23 protein-coding genes and 2 pseudogenes are annotated in these 24,859 nt (G+C 63.4%); 18 read left to right on the top strand and 7 right to left on the bottom strand.

The annotated features are described in order from the left end of the window. Positions 1 to 31: 31 nt before the first annotated feature. Complete coding sequence (locus FJ941_RS21295) at positions 32 to 484, bottom strand: helix-turn-helix domain-containing protein (RefSeq protein WP_140508645.1); 453 nt, start codon at positions 482 to 484, stop codon at positions 32 to 34. A 114-nt stretch (positions 485 to 598) separates the two neighbouring features. Here FJ941_RS21295 and FJ941_RS21290 point away from each other — a divergent pair, with 114 nt between their 5' ends. Together FJ941_RS21290 and FJ941_RS21285 are read left to right on the top strand one after the other, a co-directional pair. Beyond that, a complete protein-coding gene (locus FJ941_RS21290; RefSeq protein WP_140508643.1) occupies positions 599 to 895 on the top strand; it encodes a YciI family protein in 297 nt (98 codons plus the stop codon). Between the two features lie 50 nt (positions 896 to 945). Beyond that, positions 946 to 1,761 carry an oxidoreductase gene (locus FJ941_RS21285; protein ID WP_140508641.1) on the top strand — a complete coding sequence of 272 codons (816 nt, stop codon included), beginning with the start codon at positions 946 to 948 and terminating at the stop codon, positions 1,759 to 1,761. 171 nt (positions 1,762 to 1,932) lie between these two features. Here the strand turns inward: FJ941_RS21285 and FJ941_RS21280 are convergent, their stop codons facing one another. Continuing rightward, positions 1,933 to 2,145, bottom strand: coding sequence for a 4-oxalocrotonate tautomerase family protein (locus FJ941_RS21280; protein WP_027144271.1), 213 nt, complete (start codon positions 2,143 to 2,145; stop codon positions 1,933 to 1,935). Between the two features lie 71 nt (positions 2,146 to 2,216). Beyond that, positions 2,217 to 2,972, bottom strand: a complete 756-nt coding sequence (locus FJ941_RS21275; RefSeq protein WP_140508639.1) for an SDR family oxidoreductase — start codon at positions 2,970 to 2,972, stop codon at positions 2,217 to 2,219. Between the two features lie 103 nt (positions 2,973 to 3,075). On the opposite strand from FJ941_RS21275, the gene FJ941_RS21270 reads away from it, so the two are divergent. The 6 genes and pseudogenes from FJ941_RS21270 to FJ941_RS21245 all read left to right on the top strand — a co-directional run bounded on the left by FJ941_RS21270 (position 3,076) and on the right by FJ941_RS21245 (position 8,404). After that, positions 3,076 to 3,969 (top strand): LysR family transcriptional regulator, encoded by an 894-nt coding sequence (locus tag FJ941_RS21270; protein ID WP_140508637.1) that lies wholly within the window; start codon positions 3,076 to 3,078, stop codon positions 3,967 to 3,969. An 89-nt stretch (positions 3,970 to 4,058) separates the two neighbouring features. Next, positions 4,059 to 4,516, top strand: a pseudogene (locus tag FJ941_RS21265) (AMP-binding protein); the annotation flags it as partial. Positions 4,517 to 4,686: 170 nt separating this feature from the next. Beyond that, positions 4,687 to 5,427 carry an ATP-binding cassette domain-containing protein gene (locus FJ941_RS21260; RefSeq protein ID WP_027144267.1) on the top strand — a complete coding sequence of 247 codons (741 nt, stop codon included), beginning with the start codon at positions 4,687 to 4,689 and terminating at the stop codon, positions 5,425 to 5,427. A 55-nt stretch (positions 5,428 to 5,482) separates the two neighbouring features. Then, positions 5,483 to 6,544 carry an ABC transporter permease gene (locus FJ941_RS21255; protein WP_140508635.1) on the top strand — a complete coding sequence of 354 codons (1,062 nt, stop codon included), beginning with the start codon at positions 5,483 to 5,485 and terminating at the stop codon, positions 6,542 to 6,544. Between the two features lie 52 nt (positions 6,545 to 6,596). Further along, positions 6,597 to 7,601 (top strand): sugar-binding protein, encoded by a 1,005-nt coding sequence (locus FJ941_RS21250; protein WP_140508633.1) that lies wholly within the window; start codon positions 6,597 to 6,599, stop codon positions 7,599 to 7,601. 53 nt (positions 7,602 to 7,654) lie between these two features. Further along, positions 7,655 to 8,404, top strand: coding sequence for a glucose 1-dehydrogenase (locus FJ941_RS21245; protein ID WP_140508690.1), 750 nt, complete (start codon positions 7,655 to 7,657; stop codon positions 8,402 to 8,404). 66 nt (positions 8,405 to 8,470) lie between these two features. Here FJ941_RS21245 and FJ941_RS21240 read toward each other — a convergent pair. Beyond that, positions 8,471 to 8,707: pseudogene (locus FJ941_RS21240) on the bottom strand (LysR family transcriptional regulator); the annotation flags it as partial. Between the two features lie 118 nt (positions 8,708 to 8,825). Here FJ941_RS21240 and FJ941_RS21235 point away from each other — a divergent pair. Further along, the gene (locus tag FJ941_RS21235) at positions 8,826 to 9,365 is read left to right on the top strand and encodes a hypothetical protein (protein WP_140508631.1); all 540 of its coding nucleotides are present in this window, start codon (positions 8,826 to 8,828) and stop codon (positions 9,363 to 9,365) included. Positions 9,366 to 10,065: 700 nt separating this feature from the next. Here the strand turns inward: FJ941_RS21235 and FJ941_RS21230 are convergent. Then, positions 10,066 to 10,956 carry a LysR family transcriptional regulator gene (locus FJ941_RS21230; protein ID WP_140508629.1) on the bottom strand — a complete coding sequence of 297 codons (891 nt, stop codon included), beginning with the start codon at positions 10,954 to 10,956 and terminating at the stop codon, positions 10,066 to 10,068. 209 nt (positions 10,957 to 11,165) lie between these two features. On the opposite strand from FJ941_RS21230, the gene FJ941_RS21225 reads away from it, so the two are divergent. Both FJ941_RS21225 and FJ941_RS21220 read left to right on the top strand, forming a co-directional pair. Further along, on the top strand, positions 11,166 to 12,101 hold the full coding sequence (locus FJ941_RS21225) for a DMT family transporter (RefSeq protein WP_140508627.1): 936 nt from the start codon (positions 11,166 to 11,168) through the stop codon (positions 12,099 to 12,101). Between the two features lie 48 nt (positions 12,102 to 12,149). Next, positions 12,150 to 12,872, top strand: a complete 723-nt coding sequence (locus FJ941_RS21220) for a haloacid dehalogenase type II (protein WP_140508625.1) — start codon at positions 12,150 to 12,152, stop codon at positions 12,870 to 12,872. Between the two features lie 52 nt (positions 12,873 to 12,924). Here the strand turns inward: FJ941_RS21220 and FJ941_RS21215 are convergent, their stop codons facing one another. Further along, the gene (locus tag FJ941_RS21215) at positions 12,925 to 14,934 is read right to left on the bottom strand and encodes an ABC transporter ATP-binding protein/permease (RefSeq protein ID WP_140508688.1); all 2,010 of its coding nucleotides are present in this window, start codon (positions 14,932 to 14,934) and stop codon (positions 12,925 to 12,927) included. Between the two features lie 174 nt (positions 14,935 to 15,108). On the opposite strand from FJ941_RS21215, the gene FJ941_RS21210 reads away from it, so the two are divergent. Together FJ941_RS21210 and htpG are read left to right on the top strand one after the other, a co-directional pair. Continuing rightward, the gene (locus tag FJ941_RS21210) at positions 15,109 to 15,993 is read left to right on the top strand and encodes a hypothetical protein (protein WP_140508623.1); all 885 of its coding nucleotides are present in this window, start codon (positions 15,109 to 15,111) and stop codon (positions 15,991 to 15,993) included. 214 nt (positions 15,994 to 16,207) lie between these two features. Further along, positions 16,208 to 18,100 (top strand): molecular chaperone HtpG, encoded by a 1,893-nt coding sequence (gene htpG, locus FJ941_RS21205; protein ID WP_140508621.1) that lies wholly within the window; start codon positions 16,208 to 16,210, stop codon positions 18,098 to 18,100. A 102-nt stretch (positions 18,101 to 18,202) separates the two neighbouring features. Here htpG and FJ941_RS21200 read toward each other — a convergent pair whose 3' ends face one another. Continuing rightward, a complete protein-coding gene (locus tag FJ941_RS21200; RefSeq protein ID WP_140508619.1) occupies positions 18,203 to 18,904 on the bottom strand; it encodes an alpha/beta hydrolase in 702 nt (233 codons plus the stop codon). Positions 18,905 to 19,090: 186 nt separating this feature from the next. Here FJ941_RS21200 and FJ941_RS21195 point away from each other — a divergent pair, with 186 nt between their 5' ends. The 5 genes from FJ941_RS21195 to FJ941_RS21175 all read left to right on the top strand — a co-directional run bounded on the left by FJ941_RS21195 (position 19,091) and on the right by FJ941_RS21175 (position 24,859). Continuing rightward, entirely contained in the window at positions 19,091 to 20,641 is a 1,551-nt protein-coding gene (locus FJ941_RS21195) for a winged helix-turn-helix domain-containing protein (protein ID WP_140508617.1), read from the top strand. 239 nt (positions 20,642 to 20,880) lie between these two features. After that, the gene (locus FJ941_RS21190) at positions 20,881 to 21,717 is read left to right on the top strand and encodes an ABC transporter permease (protein WP_246673916.1); all 837 of its coding nucleotides are present in this window, start codon (positions 20,881 to 20,883) and stop codon (positions 21,715 to 21,717) included. Positions 21,718 to 21,730: 13 nt separating this feature from the next. Beyond that, positions 21,731 to 22,573, top strand: coding sequence for an ABC transporter permease (locus tag FJ941_RS21185; protein ID WP_140508613.1), 843 nt, complete (start codon positions 21,731 to 21,733; stop codon positions 22,571 to 22,573). Continuing rightward, positions 22,570 to 23,712, top strand: coding sequence for an ABC transporter substrate-binding protein (locus FJ941_RS21180; protein WP_140508611.1), 1,143 nt, complete (start codon positions 22,570 to 22,572; stop codon positions 23,710 to 23,712). The genes FJ941_RS21185 and FJ941_RS21180 overlap by 4 nt, the downstream gene beginning before the upstream one ends. Beyond that, positions 23,705 to 24,859 carry an ABC transporter ATP-binding protein gene (locus FJ941_RS21175; RefSeq protein WP_140508609.1) on the top strand — a complete coding sequence of 385 codons (1,155 nt, stop codon included), beginning with the start codon at positions 23,705 to 23,707 and terminating at the stop codon, positions 24,857 to 24,859. The genes FJ941_RS21180 and FJ941_RS21175 overlap by 8 nt, the downstream gene beginning before the upstream one ends.

The following is a 24,859-nucleotide window of genomic DNA, read 5'->3' as shown; positions in this document are numbered from 1 at the left end:
CGTCCGTTCGGAGCGGAGGCTACGCAACCAGTCAGTCCGACGGCTCGTCAGGCAGCTTGGGCATCACGATCTGGATGGGACGGCTGCCGATCGGCGCCCCGGTCCCGCGATCGATGCTGACCGGGTCGATTTCGGTTCCTGTCTCGGCGTCGAAGAACCGGGTGAAATTGCCACCGCCCCGGTGCCTTGCCCCCCATGCGGCGAGCGAAAACAGCACGGGAAGCAAATCCTGACCCGCCTGGGTCAGCACATATTCATCGCGTGGCGGCCGCTCTGAATATCGCCGTTTCTCCAGCAGCCCTTCCTCCGTCAGGGTTGCCAGCCGGCTGGTCAGCATCGTCGGGGCGATGCCGAGGTTCTTGCGAAATTCGTCGAAACGGCTGAGCCCCGCATGGGCGTCGCGCATGATCAGCATGCTCCACGTGTCGCCCACCGAGCCGAGGCTGCGGGCGATCAAACAGGGCTGGTTGGAAAGATTCTTCACGTCGATACCATTTTGATAGTGACTTACTACTAATTTGATAGTATCTGATCCCGCCAGGCCGTTCCACCGAAAAGTGAAGGTGACGGCCGGACATCGCGCCGCTGGAGTCCCCAAATGAAGTTCTATCTGTGCAAGTACATCCCGCCCCGCACCGACTTTCTCGCGACCATGACCGGCGACGAGCGGGAATGGATGAAGCAGCATGGCGCATTTCTGGACGAACTGCTAGATCGCGGACTGATCGTCGCCCATGGTCCGGTGATGGATCCAGGCGGCGGCTATGGCCTGTCGCTCTGCCGGATCGCCGAGGACCAGGACATCCAGGCGATAACCTCGCAAGACCCCATCGTGAGGAATGGCGCCGGCCATTACGAACATCACCCCATGCTTCACCTGAGCGTGCGCGGCTGACAGGTCCGTCAGCACAAGCGCCATGACCATGCATCTCGAAGGATATTGAAATGAATACCAAAAATCGCGGCGTCGCCGTCATCACCGGGGCAGCCGGCGGTATCGGACTTGCAACGGCCAAGGCCCTTCTGTCGGCCGGCTACCGCGTCTTCGGCACGAGCCGGAAAGCCACAACCGGGTCGCCGGCCGGGATCACCATGCTGAGCTGCGACGTGACCGATGCGGACTCCGTCGCACGCATGGTGTCGGAGGTCGTAAGCCAGGCCGGGCGCATAGACCTGCTCGTCAACAATGCCGGCAATGCACTGATCGCGGGCGCGGAAGAATCGTCGGTCGAACAGGCAAAGGCCCTTTTCGACGTCAACGTCTTCGGTCTCATCCGCGTCATAAACGAGGTACTGCCGATCATGCGGCGCCAGGGTAGCGGCCGGATCGTCAACATCAGCTCGGTCGTCGGCTTTGTCCCCAGCCCGTTCAGCGCGCTCTACACATCCACAAAACATGCCGTCGAGGGCTATTCCGAATCGCTGGATCATGAGGTCCGTCCCTTCGGTGTTCGCGTCCTGCTGGTCGAACCGGCCTTCACCCGCACCGCTCTCGATCACAATGCGACGAAGCCGGACAGGATGATGAGTGTCTATGATCAGGCGCGGGCAACGGCGACCGCGGTCTGGAACAGTGCGATCGAAGCCGGCGATGCTCCCGAGATCGTCGGCCAGGCGGTCGTCACCGCGGCCACCGCGACATCGCCGAAGCTGCGCTATCCCGCCAGCAAGCAGGCGCGCCGCCTGTACCTGCTGCGACGGTTCGTTCCCGCGAATGCTTTCGACAAAAGCCTTCGAAAACAGATGAACCTGCCGGCGTGACAAACGCCACCGTTCGGCGGGCCAGTTTCGAGACGCCGCCCTGAACGAAGCGAGACAGGTGGACAGCCAAGAGCTGCCCACCCGGCCCCCGCCACCATACTCCCACGAACAGGGCGGACGTTGGTGTGCGCGGCCACCAGTCGTCATATGACGGGTATCGCGTTCGGAGGCCTATTCCTTGGCGCGAAAAGCTTCCGGCACGATGAAAACCTCGTCGGCGCGGCCATAGCCGCCGTCAGCGACTTCCTCCACCAGCACCATCGTGTAGGGCCGCACGCCCTCGCCGAAAAAATCGACGAACATGGCTGTGGTTCGATGGATGAGGTCTTCCTTCTGCGCCTTGGAGAGCGCCGCCTGCGGCATCTTGATATTGGCGAACGGCATGATCTTTTCCTTGTTTCTGGAGGTTGGTTTCGGGTTTGGAGCAGGTCGGCAGGCAGCAGCGGCCCGCCGCCTCAGATCACGCCGCCGTTGGCGCGGATGATTTGTCCGTTGATCCAGCCGCTGTCCGGCCCGGCCAGGAACGAGACCACGCCGGCAATGTCGTCGGGCTGGCCGAGCCTGCCGAGCGGGATCATTTTGGCCGTGGCCTCGATCTGCGCCGGGCTCTTGCCGTCCGTGAACAGCGCCGTCTCGACCGGCCCGGGCGCCACCGCGTTGACGGTGATGGCGCGCGCGCCAAGCTCCTTAGCCAGGATGTGCGTCATCGCCTCGACGGCCGCCTTGGTGGCGGCATAGACGCCGTAACCCGGCTGGTAGAGGCCGACGACGCTGCTCGAGAAATTGACGATGCGGCCGCCATCGCGAAGGCGTTTTGCGCCTTCGCGCATGCCACGGAACACGCCGCCGAGATTGATCGCGACCTGGGTGTCGAAGAAGGCGTCATCGGCCTGCGCGATCGGCGAAAGCTTCATGATGCCGGCATTGTTGATAAGGATGTCGATGCCGCCGAACGCCTTCTCGCCGGCATCGAAAAGGCTGGCGATGCCGGCCGGATCGGCGATGTCGGCCTGCACGGCGATCGCCTTGCCGCCATCGGCTTCGATGGCGCGCACCAGCGCCTCGGCCTCCGCCTGTCCTCGCGCATAATTGACGACGACGGCGATACCGTCGCGGGCGAGCCGCCGCGCGATCGCCGCGCCGATGCCCTTGGAGGCGCCGGTCACGATCGCCGCCCTGGCTTGGCCTGTGCTTGTTTGGTCAGATGTCATGGAAGTCTCTCCTTCTGTTGGTGAGACGGATATAGGCGACGCCAACTTCCGGATAATCAGCCATCTCTTGACATCACTATTCGGAAACTGCGAACAAAGGCCCATGGATCGGCTCGACACAATGCGGCTCTTCGTTCGCGTGCTGGAACGGCGCAGCTTCACCGCTGCCGCCGCCGATCTCGGCCTGCCGCGCTCGACCGCGACGGAAGCGGTCCGGCGGCTGGAAGAGCACCTTGGCGCCCGGCTGCTGGAGCGCACGACGCGCCAGGTGAACGCCACGCAGGATGGCGAGGCCTATTACCGGCGCTGCCTGTCGATCCTGGCCGAGATCGAGGATGCCGAGGCCGCCTTCCGGGACGCCGAGCCGTTCGGCCTGCTGCGCATCGACGCCAGCACGCTGCTCACCCGCACCTTCCTGTTGCCGCGCCTGCCGGAGTTTTTAAGCCGCTTCCCCCGCATCGACCTGCAGATCGGCCAGAGCGACCGGCTGGTCGATCTCGTGCGCGAGGGTGTCGACTGCGTCATCCGCGTCGGCGAACCGCCCGACAGCGGCATGATCATGCGGCGCCTTGGCATGATCCGCGAGATGACCTGCGCCAGCCCCGCCTATCTCTCTCGCCACGGCACGCCCGCCTCCCCCGATGCGCTGGATGGCCATCAGGCGGTCGGCTTCGTCTCCTCGCGCACCGGCGAAGTGCTGCCCTTCGAATTCACCGTCGGCGGCAAGACGCGCGAGGTCAGGCTGCCCGGCCGCGTCGCCGCCAACAATTCCGACACCGCCGCCGACTTGGCGCGGCTCGGCCTCGGCCTCATCCAGGCGCCGCGCTATCGCTTCGAGAAGGACCTTGCCGACGGCACGCTGGTCGAGGTGCTGGCCGAGTACCCGCCTTCGCCCACGCCATTGTCGGCGCTCTACCCGCAGAACCGCCAGCTTTCGCCGCGCCTGCGCGTTTTCCTCGACTGGGCGGCAGGCATCTTCGCCGAGGCGAGCCTTTAGACGTCCATCGTTGCCCATTGGCGCCATCTGATGTCAATGTCGCCGCGACGGCGCGCCATGGGACATGGAGCACCGTCAGGGAGATTTTCATGACCAGGACAAAGACCGACTTGCCGCGCTATGACGATGCCGTTGCGGGCTTTCGTATAAAGTTCGTATAAAGGATGAGATCGCCAGACTGCAGGGCGACCCTGCGACCGGCATCAACGCCTATGTGGAATGCTGCGGCCGGCACACCGGCGCGTGTCGGCACTCTGCTGAAGCAGTTGGGCGTCGGCCCCGGCGATGTCGTGGCCGGCATGCTGCCGCGCATTCCCGAACTGGTGGCGCTGATCCTCGGCGCCTGGCGCATCGGCGCCGTCTACCAGCCGCTGTTCACCGCCTTCGGCCCGAAGGCGATCGAGCATCGCCTGGGCTACAGCGGCGCAAAGCTGGTGGTCACCAATCCCGCCAATCGCGGCAAGCTCGATGACGTCGCGAACCCTCCGCAAATCGCCACCATCCTCGCGGTGGCGATGCGTTGGTTGAAGGCCACATCGATTTCCGCACCACCCATGGGCTGAAATCAATCCGCCAGACCGAACCTCTCCCGCCGTCTCAGTTAAGGTGATCGCCGGAAATCCTAATCCAATAAATCATTGTGTTGAAAGCGTTTCGCTGATTAGCTGTCCTGCATATGGCCGGGACAATTGGCAATGTTGTCCGGAGAGGACCGCGATGCCGGTACTTGAGGTTCGCCACGTCTCCAAGAATTTTGGGGCCATCCAGGCCCTGACGGACGTTAGCTTCCAAGTGGAGCGAGGCGAAGTCGTGGGGCTGATGGGGGACAACGGTGCCGGCAAGTCAACGATAGTCAAAACGGTGGCCGGGAATTTCCCGCCGAACGACGGCGAAATTGTCGTGGACGGCGAGGTTTGTCACTTCCATAAACCCGTCCAAGCGCGGGCCAAAGGTATCGAAGTCGTCTATCAGGATCTTGCGCTCGCCGACAATTTGACGGCCGCGCAGAACGTCTTTCTTGGCCGCGAGATGAAGAAGGGCTTCTGGCCAATCAAGGTGCTCGATAAACAGGCGATGATCGAACGTTCGGCATCGCTGTTCAAGGAACTGAAATCGGAAACCCGGCCGAGCGACCTCGTCAGGAAGATGTCGGGTGGGCAGCGTCAGGCGGTAGCCATCGCGCGGACCCGGCTTTCAAACGCCAAGCTGGTGCTGATGGACGAACCGACCGCCGCTATTTCGGTGCGTCAGGTGGCGGAAGTGCTTGAATTGATCCGACGCCTCAAAGCGCAAGGGGTTGGCGTCATGTTGATCAGCCATCGCATGCCTGACGTTTTCGCTGTCTCAGATCGTATCATTGTGCTCAGGCGGGGTTCGAAGGTTGCCGACAAGGATGCCGGCGACACATCACCCGAGGAAATCACTGGACTAATAACGGGGGCCATCCGTGGCGAATAGTGCTCGGGAGTCAGTTAGTGTCAGGGAGTCTGCCCGGGAAACCAGCCGACCGGGCATGTCTGAGTTCGTCCCGACCAAGGAAAAGACCGCGCTCCAAAGTGTGATGTCAAGTCAGCCCTTCTGGGTGACGATCGCGCTCATTGCACTCGTCACCTGGATGACTGCCATGGAACCGAGCTTCGGGACTTCCGAAAACGCCGCCAACGTCACGCGCAACTTCGCACCTTTCGGCATCATGGCGCTCGGCATGACGGTGGTGATCATTACTGGTGGCATCGATCTGTCGGTCGGCTCGATCATGGGCCTCGTGGTCATTGTCGCCGGCCTGTTTCTGACCTGGCACTATCCCTGGTACGTGGCCTTCGCCATCGGCCTTTTCGCCGGTATGGCTTGCGGCGCGGTCAATGGTTTCTTCGTCGCTTATGTCGGAATGCCATCCTTCGTGGTCACCCTCGGCATGCTGTCGGCGGCGCGCTCGCTCGCGGTCGTATTCTCGGCCAACCAAATGCTCTACCAATTCGGGCCCGATGCTCCAATCGTGAAAGCGATCGGTCAGTGGAGATGGCCGCTGCATGGGCCCGAGCACTGGGCACCGCACTGGATACCAGAACTGTCATCGCAATTCTGGACCATGGTGGTTCTGGCCCTCATCGTCGGCTTCGTGTTCAATTTTACTGCCTGGGCCCGGCATCTCTTCGCCATCGGCGGCAATGAGGACGCGGCACGGCTTACCGGCGTTCCGGTCGACTGGATCAAATTCGAGGCCTACGTCTTCTCGGCTTTCACCGCCTCGCTCGCCTCCCTCCTGCTCCTCGGCTACAACGGCTCAGCCATCAACGCCATGGGCCAGGGGTACGAGCTGCGCGTGATCGCCGCGACAGTCATTGGCGGCGCCAGCCTCATGGGCGGCGCCGGCACCGCCTTCGGCGCGATCATCGGTTCAGCCTTCCTCGAAGTGATCAGGAACGCTCTGCTGATGGCCGGCATCGATTCAAATTGGCAGGGTGCCTTCGTCGGCGCCTTCATCGTTCTTGCGGTTCTCCTGGGCATGCAGACCGGCGGCAAATCCATTCTCGCCAAGTCGCTGGCCGTCTTGATGCCCAAGAAAAGCCGCTAGAAACCCGCCGGCGGGAGGCCTGCGGGACATCCAGCTAGGAGGAGAACGTGACATGAGAAAACATCTGCTGACGGCGGCCGTGGCGCTTGGCGCAATGGTGCTCGCCGTTTCCGGCGCCCAGGCGAAATATACGTTCGCCCTGGTACCGAAGAACATGAACAATCCCTTTTTCGACCAGGCACGCGACGGCTGCAAGAAGGCCGAAGCTGAATCGAAGGGCGCCGTGGAGTGCATGTATATAGGCCCCGGCGAGCATGGCGGCGGCGACGAGCAGGTTCAGATCGTGCAGGATCTCGTAGCCAAGAAGGTGGACGGCATCGCCGTGTCGCCATCGAATGCCGCGGCGATGGCGGTTGCGCTGCAGGCCGCCAAGGAAGCCGGTATCCCGGTGCTCACCTGGGATTCCGACCTCCTGCCCGAGAACAAGGATCTTCGCGCCGCCTATATCGGCACCCACAATTATGAGATCGGTGTGAACCTTGCCAAGCTGGCCATGCAGGTCAAGCCCAAGGGGGGCAAGATCTGCATCCAATCGGGCGGCGCGGCGGCGGCCAACCACAATGAACGCATGCAGGGCATTCGCGATACGCTTTCGGGCACCAAATCGGCCGCCTCGCCCGGGGACCGGCTAACCGGCCAGAACGGCTGGACCGAAATCGAAGGCTGTCCGCTCTATACCAACGATGATTTTCCTCTTTCGGTGCAGCAGTTTGAAGACATCATGGCGAAGAACCCGAATCTCGACGCGTTCATCCCAACCGGTGGTTTCCCGCAGTTCATCCCCGACGCCAACCGTGCTGCGGTCGCACCGTACAAAGACAAGATCGCCAAGAAGGAACTGGCGCTGGTCGTTGCCGATACCTTGCCCACGCAAATTGAACAAATGAAGGAAGGATACTCCCTCGGGCAGGTTGGCCAGCGCCCGTTCGAAATGGGCTACAAGACGATGATGGCACTGAAGGATATGAAGGACGGCAAGGCTCCGCCGGCTGACCCGACCTACACGGGCCTCGACGTTTGTACTCCACAGACAGCGGATACCTGCGTCGCCAAATAGTGCTTTTGCCTAAGGGCGGGAGGAAACTCCCGCCCCTTGCTACAGGAACCTCTATGTCGCAATTGTTCTCGCTCAAGGGCCGTGTCGCATTGGTGACGGGCGCTTCGCGTGGTCTCGGCTTCGCCATGGCCAAGGCACTTGCCGAGAACGGCGCGACGGTGATCGTCAATGCCCGCGACATCCACGCCCTGTCAGCAGCGGCCGAAAGGATCGGTGCCGAAGCCCTGCCGTTCGATGTCACTGATGCGGCGATCTCGAAGGCATCGCTCGAAGGAATGGTCGAACGCCATGGCCGTCTGGATATTCTGATCAACAACGCTGGCATCCAGCATCGCAGGCCGTTGGTGGAATGGGAGGACGAGGATTTCGACAGAGTGATTGCCGTCAATCTTTCGTCCTGCTTTCGAATGATACGCGACGCCGTGCGCTTGATGCTGCCCAACAAGTTTGGGCGTATCATAAACACCGGATCGGTTGCAGGGATCCTTGGCCGTCCCACCATTCATGCCTATGTTGCCGCGAAGGCGGGCCTGCATGGATTGACACGCTCCACTGCAGCTGAGATGGGCCGTCACGGCATCACGATCAACGCGATCGCGCCCGGATATTTCGCAACGGAACTCAACACCGCGCTAATGAACGACGAAGCCTTCACCAAATGGGTCGAAGCGCGGACCCCTGCAGGCCGCTGGGCCCGGGCTGAGGAACTCGGTGGAGCCGCGGTGTTTCTCGCCTCAGATGCTGCCGCCTACGTCAATGGACATGTATTAGCCGTCGACGGCGGTCTATCGGTTTCGCTCTGAACCGCTAGCTGCTTTCACCATCTGTCGGGGCGTGTGCCAGGGCGATAGAGATCGCCTGCCACCAAAAATTGCCGAAGCCCTCGAACATTCCAACACGATCTCGAACACCATTCCCTCGTCCTGGCCGAGATCGAGGCCCCAACGGCGATAGAAGCAGTTGTCGTCGAAGGACAGGAACGGGTCCCCTTTCGCCAGGATCAGTTCGGGCGACTTCAGCCAATGCAGGCTCTCGCGGAAGAGCAGGATGTCGGTGGGCCGGACCTCATGCTGGAATACCTGGATGATGGCTGCATCGAGCGCCCCCCAACAGGAAACTTCCGAGACCGCAGAGAGCGCGGCATCATCATGATTGCGATCGGAAGGAACAATGCGGAAAGGGCCTCGTTGGTGGGGTGGCACGTTTGCTTGTAGGTTGCTGCCGATGAAACTCGAGGACGAAGCCCGCCACAAATCCGAGGATGTGGACAATGCAGTCCTCACAGACGTCGTGCTTGCCTTGCAGCGGCGGGTCGAGGTGAACCACGATTTCGATATCCCTTATCTTGCCGGTTACAGCGAGGATGGGCGAACCGTCTATATCGACCGCCACTTACCGCGCACCATGGCGTCGCAAGGCCGGGCGGTAAGGCTTGCGCCCTTTTTGGTCACGCATGAAGTGGTCGAGAAATCGCTCTTGGACAAATTGCGACTTCACTATCTGCATGCCCACCAAATAGCGCTGCGGACGGAGCGAGATGCCGTCCGCGCAGCCCGTGTTTCATGGCAGGCCTACCAGGCCCTGATGAAGAGCAACGAGAAGCCCATCGACGAGGAGAAGGTGAAGGCCGTCCCTCACGACCTCGACCTGACGCCCTATCGAGATTTGAAAGATTTCCCAGTGCTGGACCGGTTGGTCAAAGCAGCCCAGAGATCGAAAGACGGGGGCAGATCGCAGCCGCCCGCGAAGAACCGCGCCAGATAATGAGCGGGTGAATGGGGAGGGCTTGACCTCCTTTCCCGTCAAGGCGTCTGACAGGGATCGTCGAGCTGACCAACGGCTCGATCGTAGCTACCGATAGTAGTGCCTGTGATGTCGCCTGTGGTGGTGATGCCGGTGTGGGTAATAGTACCGGTGATAAAACCTGTGGTGGTATCGGAAGTACGGCCGATATGGCTGGTAATACGAGCCGTAGTATGGGCCGTAGTATGGGCCGTAATACGGGTTGTAATAGGGCCGGTAGGGGAATGGCGGGCCTCCGAAACCCCCAAAAAAACCACCGAACGGTGAGAACAGAAACTGCGCCTTGGTTGGTGAAGTCACAGCGGCTGTGGCAGCAAGCGCGAGCACAGATGCCAATATCAGCTTCCTCACGGTTACCTCCATTAGTTCGAGTTTAAATAACGCGAACGCCGGCTGACTCGTTCCTTGCGTTCCGCAACCCATCCCAGCCGCTGCCGTGTGAAATTCAAAAGGCCGCCACCGCAGGAAGCGGACTGTTGCGTCGGATTGACCGAGGCGGCGCGGGCAAGGCGTTGAGGCGCCACGCTCCCGTTTCGCCGACAGCTCGGATCAGCGATTGACATCGCGCATGTCATGGATGCGGCGCAAAGCAGACGTCCAGCACCGATCGGCTCATGGAGGGACAAGAACGCCCACGCCATCCCCCTCTCCGCCATCCCCCTCACACCGCGATCTGCAGCGTCCCGTGGCGCCTCACCTCGGCCTCGATCTCCTTCACCAGCGTCTCCAGCGCGGGGTTGCGGGCGTTGCGGGCGCGGCGGATGACGTAGGCGAGGTCCGGAGGCTTGGGGAACTGCTTGTCGGCGATCTCCATGCCGGGCTGCAGGTGCCGCTGGCTGAGCAGCGCGACGCCGAGCCCGGAGGTCACGCCGGCGATGATGCCGGCCGCGCTCGAACATTCGAACACGATCTCGAACACTGTTCCCTCGTCCTGCCCGAGATCGAGGCCCCAACGGCGATAGAAGCAGTTGTCGTCGAAGGACAGGAACGGGACCGGCTCCCCCTTCGCCAGGATCAGTTCGGGCGACTTCACCCAATGCAGGCTCTCGCGGAAGAGCAGGACGTCGGTGGGGCGGACCTCGTGCTGGAACACCTGGATGATGGCCGCGTCGAGCGCCCCCTCGCCCAGCAGCTTCTGCAAGGCCAGGCTCATGCGCACTTGCGTGCGCACGCTCACCTCGGGGTAGAGCCGGCGAAACCGGCCAAGAATGCGCGACAGGTCCGTGCAGGTCGTATCCTCGGTCATCCCCAACGCGATCTTTCCTTGCAGCGTGCTTTTCGACAGGCTCAGGATCGCCTCGTCATGGATGCCCAGGATGCGCCTGGCATAGCTCAGCAGATCCTGCCCTGAACTGGTGAACATCGGCGCATTGGCCTTGCGGCTGAGGATTTCGCAGTCGAGGCTCGCTTCCAGCCGCCTGATCTTGTGGCTGACGGCCGACTGCGACAGGCCCAGCACCTCGGCCGCGCGGGTGACGCCGCCATGTTTCTCGATCGCCACCATCGCCCGCAAGGCATCGACATCCAGGCGGCGGCTCATCACTCCAGCCATGACAATCCTCGTTTGAAACGAAAGCGGCGCTCCCAAATCCTCGCGCAGAACCTGTTCGCAGGCAAATTGAAATGCCAGATTTAGTGGCAATTTCATGGATGCATCGAAATTTGTCATGTGCAAACGCGTGCGCACCGCCATAAGTCCGCCCCGGCACGCATTCAACCCCGCACCCATTCAACGCCCGCACCCATTCAACGAATGACCGCATGACGCTCCCGAAACATCAGCCCCATCGCCTGGCCTGGCCGCTTATGGCGGCCGCGCTGGTCGTAAGCTGGAGTTCCGGCTTCGTCGGCATCCGCTACGCCAGCGAGAGTGCCGACGTCATGCTGGTGCTGTTCTGGCGGACCTTGATGTCGGGACTGATCCTTCTGCCCTTCGCGCTCATGGTCGGGCCGCGCATCGGCGCACGCGCCCTGATGCGGCAGATGGCGTTCGGCGTGGCGATGATGTTCCTCTATCTCGGCGGCTTCGCGCTTGCCATCGGCCAGCGCGTACCGACCGGCCTGGTCGCGCTGATCTCCGACCTCGTCCCCCTCGCCATCGCGGCACTGTCGCAGCCCATCCTGGGCCACCGGCTGACATCGAGGCAATGGACCGGAACGGCGCTAGGGGCGCTGGGTGTGCTGATCGTCTCGCTCAACAGCCTCAGCCTCGGGACCGCGCCGGCCTGGGCATATCTTGTGACCATCGCGTCCATGATGGTCTTCGCCCTGGTGACCGTGCTGCAGAAACGGATGGGGACGATCGACATGCCCATCCACCAGAGCCTGTGCATCCAATGCATGACGGCGGCGATGCTTTTTGCCGCCTGCGCCGGCTGGAATGGCGGATTGATGCCGCCGCTTGATGGCCGGTTCGAGTTCGGCATCGCCTGGCTGGTGCTGTTTTCGACCTTCTTCTGCTACGGCGTCTACTATGTGAGCCTGCGCCTCCACAGCGCCGCGCAGGTCAGCAGCGTGATCTATCTCAGCCCGCCGGTGACGATGCTCTGGGCCTGGCTGCTGTTCGGCGAGCCGCTTTCTGCGGCGATGTTCCTCGGCCTGGCGGTGACGCTGTTCGGCGTCTGGCTGACGTCGCCGCGCGGCACGGTATCCAAGGGCGAGACAAGTCTAGGCCCGATCGGGCAACCGGCCGATTGATCGTGATCCCGCACCAAACCGACCATGGACCCTAAGGGAGTGAACCTCATGAAGCTGACTGATTTCAAGGCGCTGACCTTCGACTGCTACGGCACCCTCATAGATTGGGAATCCGGCATGATCGAAGCCCTGAAGCCGCTGACCGGACGGGTTGGCCGCGGTCTTGGCCGCGACGAGATCCTGCAGGCGCACGCAAGGCACGAATCCAGCCAGCAGAACTGGACGCCGCAGAAACGCTACCGAAACCTTCTGGCTGTCGTCTACAAAAGGCTCGCCGAGGAATGGGGCGTCGTGGCCACGCCGGAGGAATGCATCGCCTATGGCCTAAGCGTGAAGGACTGGCCGGCCTTTGCCGATACAGCCGCCGCCCTGCAATACCTCAAGAAGCACTACAGGCTGATCATCCTCTCCAACGTCGACAATACGAGCTTCTCCTTCAGCAACAGGAAGCTCGGCGTCGATTTCGATGCGATCTACACGGCGGAGGACATCGGCTCCTACAAGCCGTCGCCCCGGAATTTCGACTATATGCTTGAAAAGCTTGCGACGCTCGGGATTGGCGACAAGGAGGTCCTGCACACGGCCGAAAGCCTGTTCCACGACCACACCGTCGCCAACCAGTTGGGCCTCGCATCGTGCTGGATCCACCGCCGGCACGCCGATCAGGGTTTTGGCGCCACGATGCATCCCGGCGACATGCCGAAGGTGGACTTCCGCTTCGACAGCATGGCCGACCTCGTGGAGGCGCATAGGGAGGAATTGCGCGCCTGATGGAAGGGCTGCCGGGGCCATCCCAGCGGAAGCCCAACTCGCCTGACGGCCTTCAAGTCTTTTTACGGGCGGCGCCGCGCTTGTCGGCCCGCCCACCGGAACCCCACAAGGCGCGGCCGAGCAAGCCCCTGCGCCGGCGCGGGACAAGATCGATATCGCTGACGAGCTTGGCGCCGCCTTTGCGCCGCTCGAGCGTGATCTTGCGGCTGTGGAACGCCTCCAGCTCGGCCCGGTGCGCCACGCTCAAGATGGTCACATTTGGCAATTCCTGGATGATGGTCTCCATCATCCTGTCCTGGCTCTTCTCGTCGAGTGCCGCCGTTGCCTCATCCAGCACGATGATGTCGGGCGCGTGCAGGAGGAGCCGCGCGAAAGCCAGCCGCTGCTTCTCGCCGCCCGACAGGGTCTGGTCCCATGGCGCCTCTTCGTCGATCCGGTCGCCGAGATAAGCGAGCCCCACCTTGTCGAGGGCGGCCCTGATCTGTGGAACCGTCCAGTCATCGGCGGCACCTGGATAGGCGGCCGCCCGGCGCAGCGTGCCCGAGGGAATGTAGGGGCGCTGCGGCAGCATGAACAAGCGCTTGCCGGGGTGGAAATCGACGCTGCCGCCACCCCACGGCCACAGCCCCGCTATCGCCCGCACCAGCGTGCTCTTGCCCGTACCGGATTCGCCGGCCACCAGCAGCCGCTCGCCCGGTTGGATCACGACCTCGGTTTCCTTGACCACGGCGGTGCCGTCATCGAGCGACACGGAGAGATTGTTGAGGCTGAGCATAGTATCGTCCTTGGTCTGGCCGCGAGTGATGCGCCCGAGCGCGTCGCTCTCTTCCGCGCGCTCGAGCCCGTCGAGCGACATCATCAGCGAGGCAATGCGCCGTGCCGAGGCGTTCCAGTCGGCGAGACGCGGGTAGTTGTCGACCAGCCATCCGAACGCGCCCTGCACGATTGCAAAGGCCGATGCCGCCTGCATGACCTGCCCGAGCGACATCGAGCCCTCGAGGAATTTTGGCGCGCACAAAAGCACCGGCACCACGGGCGCGAACAGGCTCGATCCCTGCGAGACCAGCGCCGTGCGCATGTGCTGGCCCGCAAGCATCGCCCACCGCTTCAGCACGCCGGCGAAGGTCCTGTCGATGCCGCTGCGTTCCTCCTGCTCGCCGCCGAGCAGGGCGATGCTCTCACCATTTTCGCGCACACGCATCAGCGTGTAGCGAAATTCCGCTTCCGCCTGGTTCTTCTGCTCGGAGAGTTCAACGAAATGCCGGCCGATGACCACCATCGAGGTAGAAGTGATGGCCGCATAGATGACCGCGGTGACGACGAGGAAGCCTGGAATGGTGATGTTGGCTCCGCCGATCGGCAGCGTCAGCGCGCCGCCGATCGTCCACAGCACGACGATGAAGGTCGAGGCCGCCAGGAAGGCGTTGAGCACGCCGGAGACGAAATCGACGGGCGATTCGGTGGCGATCCGCAGATCGTCGGCGATGCGGGCCTCCGGGTTCTGGTGATCGCCGCTGACGAGATTGAGCTGGTAGTAGCGGCCATTGGTGAGCCAGCGGCCGATGACCGATGTGGTGAGCCAGGAGCGCCAGCGGCGCTGGATGGTCATGCGCAGATAAACCTGCGCGACGACGAGGCTGACGCTTCCAAGCACCAGCGGCACGAACACGGCGCTCAGGAAATAGACGGTCGGTGCATTGCGCTGTTCGATGGCGTCGAAGATCGAGCGGTTCCAGACATTGATCCCGTACTGGAAGCCGACATTGACGCAGATCATAATCAGGAGTCCGATCGTGAATGGCCAGGCGAGCTTGTCGCCGCGCCGGCTCCAATAACTGCGCGCGCTGATCCAGAAACGCTTCAGCAGATACTTCTTGCGCGCCTGCTCGGCCTGTTCGGGGCTCAGTTGCGGATCGGGTTCCCCCGCCGCTGGCGGCGGTGCGGCCTCGCCCACGACCTCGGAGGCGGCCTCGACATCGGGTGCCTTCTCCCGGCGGGGCTTGCTGGCACCGTTTGGCTTGGCGCCGCCGGCCGGCTTCGGTTTGGGTTTGATGTCTGCCACAACGGCCATAACGGCGTGGAAATCGGAAGGTTTCATTGTCCGTCTCCATATGACGGCCTCCCACCGTGCGAAGGCTGTCCTGGTGCTCCGATATCTGCAACGCCTCGCCAGACTTCACCGCCGCACAATCGCCACCAAGCCACGCGAAGAGCTTGTAAAAACGGAGGTTCCACGATGCGTCTGTTCTGGACTTTGGTGTTCGCGCTGGCGAGCGGTGCGGCCTGTGCCGCTTCGCCGGAGGACGACTACATCGCCGCGCGCGACAAGGCGATATCAGCCATCGCCGCGATGGAAAGCGCGAACGCTCCCGTCGAGACACTCGATGCTGCCAGTGAAAAGGCCCGCGCCGATCTCGAGCAGCGCCTTTCGGCGCTTCTCGGACCTTTCACGGTCAAGGGTTTTCCGGCGGCCGGCACGATCAACATCGAAAGCCTCAGTTCCTCCGATGTCGGCTTTGGCATGCTGGACGGGCTGCGCCACGGCACTGAGGACGGCCCCAGCATCGTGGTATCGACGCGCGGGCTGGTCGAGCGCTGGCTCCAATCGCGCGCCGCCGAGACGGACGCCGATCTCAAACTGCCCACCAGCTTCGACGCGGCGCTGAAGCTCGATGCCTTCTACACCCAGGCCATCGGCAGCGACGCCGCTTTCACAGGCACGCTCGACTTCACCCTGAAGACGCCCGATGGCGCCGACATGGCGATTGCCCGCCTCGGCGGCTGGGCACAGGATGTCGGGCCGAACTACGACCAGGAGGTCGTCGTCACGCTCGTTAGGGGCAACAGCGTCATGATCGCCGAGGCGCCCGCGACGCCCCCCGTCCCGAAGATCGCGGCCTGCGACGCGGTCTGGACCGCCGCCGACGCCGCCGCCCAGAAACTGGTCAAGCAAGCCACCGGCGACGGCGACGACAATACATCCGATGCCGCCGATGCCGCCTGGGCAAAAGGCGACAGCGACTTCCGCGCTTGCATGGCCAAGAACCTGCCCGACAACCCCGTCTTCCCCGCGCTGCTTGCCCAGGCGCAGACGCTTGCCGACCACATGGCGGGCAAGTAGGGCGCGGAAGCTGCCAATCTCCCCCACGGGGGGAGATCGGCTATTTCGCTGTCAGCGCCGTTTCCGCCCCCTTGCGGCCCCCGCACCCCATGACGATATTGTCGGCGCGCTGGCCTTGCTGAACGCGGTTGCCAGCACGGTTGAAAATGGTTGAAAGGAAGTCCTGAACGCGCCATGGCGCGGCGGGCGGATGAACAGCGTGGGAAACTCGGCAATGACGACAGACACAAAAGCGACGGAAACCAAGGCATTCGAGGCGGATGTTTCGCGGCTGCTGCACATGATGGTGCACTCGGTCTATTCCGATAAGGACGTCTTCCTGCGTGAACTGATTTCCAACGCCGCTGACGCCTGCGAGAAGTTGCGCTTCGAGGCCGTCAGTCATCCGGAATTGCTGGCCGACGATCCGAAACCCCGCATCTCGATATCGGCCGACGCCGACAACAAGCTGATCACCGTCGAGGACAACGGCATCGGCATGAGCCGCGACGACATGACGGAGGCGCTGGGCACGATCGCGCGCTCGGGCACGCGCGCCTTCATCGAGCGCGTCGGTGCGGGCAATGCCAGCGAAGACACGCAGCTCATCGGCCAGTTCGGCGTCGGCTTCTACTCCGCCTTCATGGTGGCGACCCGCGTCGATGTCATCAGCCGCCTGGCGGGGAGCGCCGAGGCCTGGCGCTGGTCGTCCGACGGCAAGGGTTCCTACGAGATCGCGCCCGCCCCGCTCGAAGCGGCACCCAAACGCGGCACCCGCGTCGTGCTGCATCTGATGGACGATGCCGTGTCCTACACCGGATCCTACCGGCTCGAGCAACTGGCGAAATCGCAGTCGGGCCACGTGCCGGTGCCGATCACGCTCATCGAGAAACCCGGCGCCGAGGCGCGCGACATTGCCGATGGCACGGCCCTTTGGGTCAGGCCGAAAAGCGAGATCAAGCCCGAGGAATACACCGATTTCTACCGCGGCCTCTCCGGCCAGTATGACGAGCCGGCCGCCACCATCCATTTCCGCGCCGAAGGCCGGCAGGAATACAGCGTACTGGCCTTCGTGCCCGGCTCGCGTCCCTTCGATCTCTTCGACCAGGGCCGCAAGGGCCGTATGAAACTCTATGTGCGCCGCGTCTTCATCACCGACGAGGCCGATTTGTTGCCGCGCTACCTGCGCTTCATGCGCGGGCTGGTCGATTCCGCCGACCTGCCGCTCAACGTCTCGCGCGAGATGATCCAGGAAAGCCCGCTGCTGGCCGCGATCCGCAAGGGCCTGACCAACCGCGTGCTCGGCGATCTCGCCAAGCTGGCGGAGAACGAGGCCGAGGCTTTTGCCAAAATCTGGGAGAATTTCGGCGTCGTCCTCAAGGAAGGGCTCTACGAGGACCATGAGCGGCGCGAGCAGCTCTTGAAGCTCGCCCGCTTCCGTTCGACCACCTCGGGCGAAAATTGGCGCGGCCTTGCCGATTATGTCTCGGCGATGAAGGAAGGCCAGAAGGCGATTTTCTTCATGGCCGGCGACGACCGTGCGCGGCTCGAAGCCTCGCCGCAGCTCGAAGGTTTTAGGGCACGCGGCATAGAGGTGCTGCTGCTCACCGACCCCGTCGACAGTTTCTGGACGTCGATGGCGCCGGAGTTCGACGGCAAGCCGTTCAAGTCGGTGACGCAGGGCGGGGCGGAGCTTTCCGACATCTCCTTGCTCGATGATGCGAAGAAGCCGGACAGGGCGGCGACGCCCGAAGTCGATGGCTTCCTGGCCTTCGTCAAGGCGGCGCTTGGCGATGCCGTGTCGGATGTGAAGCCTTCCGACCGCCTGACCGAAAGCGCGGTGTGCCTGGTGGCGCCCGAACATGGTCCGGACCGGCAGTTCGAGCGGCTGCTCAACGCCGCCGGCCGCCTCGACAAGACGGCCAAACCGATCCTCGAAATCAATCCCCGCCACAAGCGCGTCCTGGCGCTCGCCGGCCTCGGCGACGACGAACAGGCCTTCAAGGACGATGCCGCCCACCTTCTCTATGACGAGGCGCGCGTGCTCGACGGCGACAAGCCTGCCGATGCCAGGGCGTTTTCCGAGCGCCTTGCCCGGCTGATTGCGCGCGGTATCTCGAAGGGCTGAGGCCAGTCGGCGCCTCGGCCGGAACAGGCAAAGACCTGGGCGCCGCCGGGCGCCCAGGCCTTTTGTTGGGAGGCCAGGCCTTTTGTTGGGAGGGAGGCCGGTTCAGTTCCCGCCGACGCTGGCGGCTGCGTCCTTGATCAGCTTGGCGACGGATGCGGGATCGGAAACGTAGACCGCGTGGCTGCCGGGCACTTCCACCGTCGTCGCGCCGGCCCGATTTGCCATTTGGCGCTGTGCTGGCGGCGGGATCATATGGTCGTCGGTAGCGACGAGATACCAGCTCGGCTTCACCCTCCAGGCCGGCTTGGTGACCTTGCCTTCGAGTGCGGCCACGGCCCACGGCACCTGCGAGTCCGCCATGAAGGAGGCGAGCGAAGGACGGACGTCGGCGGCGAACGAGGCGGCGAACTTGGCCTTGTCGAGCATCAGGAAGCCGTCGACGGGCGGCAGGATCGGCGGCACCGCGGCGCCGGGAGGCGGGTTGGCGATGAGGGTCGAGACCGACTCGCCGGCATCGGCGGCGAAGGCCGCGATGTAGACGACGGCTGAAACCTTGGGATCGGTGCCGGCTTCCGACACCACGACGCCGCCATAGGAGTGGCCGACCAGGATGACGTTGCCGGGAGCGGCGGCGATGGCGCGCTTGGTGAAAGCGACGTCGTCGGCGAGCGAGGTGGTCGGGTTCTGGACGATGGTGACGTCGTAGCCGTCCTCCTTGAGCTGGTTATGGACCCCTTCCCAGCCGGAGCCGTCGACAAAGCCGCCATGGACGAGGACGACCGAATTTGCCGCGGTGTTGGACATTTGAGTTCTCCTTTTCAAATTGTTGTTTGCGTTGGTTGCGGGAGGACTATGCGCCGGGTCCGCCGCGCTCGCTTTGAGGTGACCTTCAGGACCTCTTGATTTTGTCTTGAGAGGGCTTTGATTTTGCGCCCACGACACGTCTACAGTGTCCAGGTCAGCGTTTCCGCCCCATCTGGAGCCAGCAATTTGCCGTATCTTTTCGAGGACTTCGCTCTGGACGGCGACCGGCGCGAACTACGCAGGGGCAACGAGCTGGTCCCCGTCGAGCCGCAGGTGTTCGACCTCCTGCAATATCTGATCCGCAATCGCGAGCGGGTGGTCAGCAAGGACGATCTGGTCGATGCGGTCTGGCGGGGACGAATCGTCTCCGACGCCACGCTTGCCAGCCGTGTCAATGCCGCCCGCGGCGCACTTCAGGACAATGGCGAGCAGCAGCGCCTCGTCCGTACCATCCTGCGCCGGGGCTTTCGTTTCGTCGGCACCGTACGCGAGGAAGCCGGCGCCGAGGCGGCAGCGCCGGTGGGGACACCCAAGCCTGGCCTCGGCATTCCCGCCCGCCCCTCAATCGCCGTTCTGCCTTTCGTGAACATGAGCGGCGACGCGGATCAGGACTATTTTGCCGACGGCATGGTCGAGGACATCGTCACCGGCCTGTCGCGCATCCGCTGGCTGTTCGTCATCGCGCGGAATTCGAGCTTCACCTACAAGGGCCGCACCGTCGACGTGAAGCAGGTCGGGCGCGAACTCGGCGTGCGCTATGTGCTGGAAGGCTCGGTCCGCAAGGTCGGCAGCCGCGTGCGCATCACAGGGCAGCTGATCGACGCCGAGGATGGCAGCCATCTGTGGGCCGAACGCTACGATCGCGAGTTGACCGACGTGTTCGCGCTGCAGGACGAGATCACCATCAGCGTGGTCGCGGCCATTGAGCCCAATTTGCGCCGGGCCGAGATCGAACGTGTCAAGCGCCAGCGGCCCGACAGTCTCGACGCTTACGACCTTTTTCTGCGCGCCCTGCCCGATGTCTACACCTTCATGCCCCAGGGCGCGGCCAAGGGACTGCCTCTGCTCGACCAGGCATTGGCCATCGAGCCGAGTTATGCGCTCGCCCATGGCTTTGCCGCCTGGGCGCATCAAACCCTTTTCATCCGCGGCGGCATGCTGGCGGAGCATCGCCAGAAGGCGTCGCACCATGCCCATGCGGCGATCGAGCACGGCTCGGGCGACGCGATGGCGCTGGCCTTGGCCGGCTTCACAATCGGCCTGGTCGAGCATGACCGCGGGCTGGCCAACGAGATGTTCGCGCAGGCCCTGTCGCTCAGCGCCTCCTGTGCCTTCGTCTACACTTTTGGCTGCGTGCCGGTGGCCTATGGCGGCGATGCGGCGCGCGCCATCGACTGGTGCGAGCAGGCGATGCGGCTCTCCCCGCTCGACGCCATGAGCTGCGTGCCGCAAGGCATCATCGGCTTCGGCAATTTTCTGTCCGGCCGGCACGAACGGGCCATCGCGGCCGGCCGGCGGGCGGTGGAGCTGAACCCCGGTTTCAGCATCCTGCATGGCTGGCTGGCCGCGCCGCTGGCGAGGCTCGGACGGATCGAGGAGGCAAGAGCGTCGGCCGCACGGCTCATGGCGCTCGATCCGCATTTCACCATCGGCCGCTGGGCCACCGCCGTCGGAATCGCGCCTGGCATAATCGACGATGTCACCGACGCCCTGCGCGTCGCAGGCCTGCCGGCTTAGAAGACGGCTGCCGCCGGCAAACGCATCGGATAGATGCCCAGCCGCGGTATTGCGTTCGCCGATAATTATTCTGGTCCATCGGGCCGACACGCTGAAGTCCACTGGCTCAATCGCCGACTGTGGACATCGCGCCTCCAATCCCTCAATCTTGGCCCGGGAACAAAACAGGCGCTTCAAAGAAAGCGCTCCGGGTGCTCATGAAACGACGATGGACATTGTATGATCCACGGCTGGCCTGGATGCTCGTCGCACCGGTGCTCCTGCTGCTGATCTTCTTCCTGGTGCTGCCGATCGCCGTGATGGGCGCCTACACCTTCTTCACCTTCGTCACCGCCGGCGTGGAAACGAGCGCGTTGACGACCGCGAACTGGCATGAATTCCTCACCGACAGCTACTATCACGGCTTCCTTCTGAAGACCTTGAGAGTCGGGGCCATGACGGCGCTGCTTTGCGGTGTGCTCGGCTATTTTCCCGCCTATTTCATCTGGGCCACGACCTTCAAGCACAAATGGCTGCTGTTGCTTTTGCTGATCGTGCCGTTCTGGATCAGCTTCACCATCCGCACCTTCTCCTGGATCAACATCCTGGGCGAACAGGGCGTCATCAATGTCGCGCTGCTCAAAATGGGCATCATCAACGAGCCGTTGCCGATGCTCTATAACGAGGGCGCGGTCATCCTGGGCATGCTGCATTTTCTGCTGCCCTACATGATCCTCAACGTCTATGTCAGCCTGGAGAGCATTGATCGCACGTTGATTTCGGCGGCCCGCTCGATGGGCTGCACGAGCGCGCAGGCGTTCCGAGAGGTCACGCTGCCGCTGTCGCTGCCAGGCCTTGCGGCGGGCCTGCTGCTCTGCTTCGTGCTGGCCGCCGGCAGCTATGTGACGCCGCAGCTTCTCGGCTCGGGCCGCGACGCGCTGTTCGGCAACCTGATCTACGACACCATCATGGGCGAGCTGAACTGGCCGATGGGCGCCACGCTTTCGATCGTGCTGTTCGTCGTGCTCGGCTTCTTCGCCGCCGTCTACACGCGCTACATGGGCATGTCGCAGATCCTCAAAGGGCTTGGCGGATGATGGGGCTTGGCGGATGAGAGGAACAAGGCGCAAGCAGGAAGGCAGATGGGCCTGGCGGCTGACCGGCTTCGTCACGGTCTGCGTCTACATCTTCATGTTCGCGCCGATCGTGGCGACGGTGATCCTGTCGTTCAACGCCTCGATGTTCGGCGGCTTCCCGATGACCGGCTTCAGCCTGCAATGGTACGGCAAGCTGATGGCCAACGAGGCGGTGCTGGCCGCCTTTCGCACGTCCTTGTGGATCGCCTTGGTCACCGCGATCGTCACCACCGCCGTCGGCGTCACCACGGCATTTGCCTTGGTGCGCTTCGATTTTCGCGGCAAGCAGGCGCTGAGCACGCTGGTGATCCTGCCGGCGCTGGTGCCCGAAACCATCCTCGGCGTCGGCCTGCTGGTGCTGATCAAGGCGGTCGACCAGCCGAGGACCATGCTGCTCCTGGTGCTCGGTCATATCCTGCTTGCCGTGCCCTATGTAGTGCTGATCGCGCAGGCGCGCATGATCGGCATCCGGCGCGTCTATGAGGAGGCGGCGCTGTCGCTCGGCGCCTCGCGCTTTTCGTCGTTCCGCGAGATCACGCTGCCGCTGCTCATTCCGGCCGTGGTGGGCGGCGCGCTGCTCGCCTTCACCATCTCGTTCGACAACACCTCGGCCAGCCTGTTCTGGCGGCCGGCCGGCGTCGAGACCATGCCCACCCAGATCCTTTCCATGCTCAAGATCTCGATCAGTCCGGAAATCAACGCACTCGGCACCGTGATGATCCTTGTGACCGTCGGCATCCCGCTGATTGGCGGCCTGATCCTGCAAAGCCTGACAAAACTGAGAAGACGTGGCGAACCAAAGGAGGAAACACAATGAAACTCACCACCACGAAGCGGCTGGAACGGCTGCACGACCGATACGCCAACGGCGACCTGAGCCGCCGCACTTTCCTGACACTGACCGCCGCCGCGGCGGCATCGGCGGGCCTTTCCATACCGTGGATGGGCCGGGCGCTCGCCGCGGTCCAGGAGGTTCGCTTCGACGGCTGGGGCGGCACGGTGCAGGACGCGATCGACAAGTTCGCCTTCCAGCCCTACACGACCAAGACCAAGATCAAGGTGGTCCAGGGCACGTTCGGCGACGAGGACGAGATCATCACCAAGATCAAGACCGCCAAGCCCGGCGACTACCAGGTCATCCATTCCTCGGGCGTCAACTACTACATCAAATATGTGAACGCCGGCCTGACCTCGGAGATCAACGAGGCCAACATTCCCAACATGGCGAATGTGCTGCAGCCGATGATCGAGCCGTTCCGCAAGCTGACGCCAAAGCTTTCGGCCATACCCTACGACTATGGCACGACGGGTATCGCCTACAACACCAAGGTGATCTCGCCGGAGGAAGCCAAGGAAAAAGGCGCGGCCCTGCTTCTCGACAAGAAATATGCCGGCAAGGTCGGCGGCTATTCCGACATGACGACGCGCGTCTGGTATGCGGCGCTTGCCACCGGGCAGGATCCCAATAACCTCAAGGACATGGATGCCATCTGGGCCAAGGTGCGCGAGACGCGCGACCTCGCCAAGAAGTTCTGGAGCTCCGGCGCGGAGCTGATGGACCTGCTTTCCAAGGGCGAGATCGTGGTGACCGATGCGTGGTCGGGACGGGTCGCCGCGCTGCAGGACCAGGGCCATCCGATCGGCTATCTCGATCCGGCCGGCTCCTACGCCTGGATGGAGGACATGCTGATCCTGAAGGGCTCGCCCATGGCCGAGTGCGAGGAGCTGATCAACTTCATGCTCGACCCGGCGACCTCGATCGCGGTGGCCGAGGGCCAGAGCTATCCGCCGTCGCTCGACCCGAACAAGGTCAAGCTGACCGAGAAGATCGAGAAACTGCCGGCGTTCGACAAGACCGGCACCATGAAATCGCTGACCTTCGCCGATCCAACCTACTGGGCGACCAACGAGGACGCCTGGACCAAGCAGTGGAACAGGATCTCGAAGGGTGCCTGACAGCCAGGAAACGACACTCCATCCCCGGCCTGTCCAGGCCGGGGCAGCCGGCGCGAGCGCGGCCGCCGAGGCGAACAGCCCGGCGGTCGAGTTCCGCGACATCGACATCGCCTACGGCAAGTTCGTCGCGGTGCGCGATTTCTCGCTCTCGATCCGCAAGGGCAGCTTCGTCACCCTGCTCGGCCCCTCGGGTTGCGGCAAGACCACGATCCTGCGCTCCATCGCCGGCCTGGTCGATATTTCGGGCGGCCAGATCATGATCGACGGGCGGCGGGTCGACGACGTCCCGATCTATAAGCGCAACATCGGGCTGGTCTTCCAGAGCTACGCGCTGTTCCCGCACAAGAACGTGTTCGACAACGTCGCCTTCGGCCTGAAGTACCGCAACGTGCCAAAGCCAGAGATCGCCCGCAGGGTCGGCAAGGCGCTCGAAATGGTGCGGCTGCCGGGCAGCGAGAAGAAGCTGCCGTCGCAGCTGTCGGGCGGGCAGCAGCAGCGCATCGCGCTTGCCCGCGCCATCGTCTTCGAGCCGCAGGTGCTGCTGCTGGACGAACCGCTATCGGCGCTGGACGCCAACATGCGCGAGGAGATGCGCGTCGAGATCAAGAAGATCCAGAAGGAAACGGGCATCACCGCCATCTTCGTCACGCACGACCAGGAAGAAGCGCTCTCCATGTCGGATCGCATCGTGGTGATGAACGCCGGCGCGGTGGAACAGATCGGCACTCCGGAGGAGGTCTATGAGACGCCGGCCACGGCCTTCGTCGCCGACTTCCTCGGCAAGGCCAACATGCTTGCCGGGACCGTGAGCAGGTCCGGCCAAGCGGTGGTGCTTGCCACCGGCCAGACCATCACCGTGGCTTGTCCAAGGCCGCTTGGCGACGGCAGCAAGGTCACCGTCGTGGTGCGGCCGCAGAAATTTTCGGTCGGTGCTGGAACGAGCGTCAACCGGCTCACTGGTCGTGTCGTCTCGGCCTCGTATCTGGGCGGCAGCGCAATCTACGAGATCGACATCGGCGGCAAGACCAGCCTCCGCGCCAACGCGCCGATCAATGGCCGCGTCCTTCGCGAAGGCGAGACGGCCGACCTCGGATTCGATCCCGAGGGCTGCGTTCTGCTCGACGAGGACGGCCAGCGGATTTCATAG

It is taken from the genome of Mesorhizobium sp. B2-3-13, from assembly GCF_006442195.1.
Lineage (GTDB): Bacteria > Pseudomonadota > Alphaproteobacteria > Rhizobiales > Rhizobiaceae > Mesorhizobium > Mesorhizobium salmacidum.
This window is presented reverse-complemented; position numbering and strand designations above follow the sequence as displayed.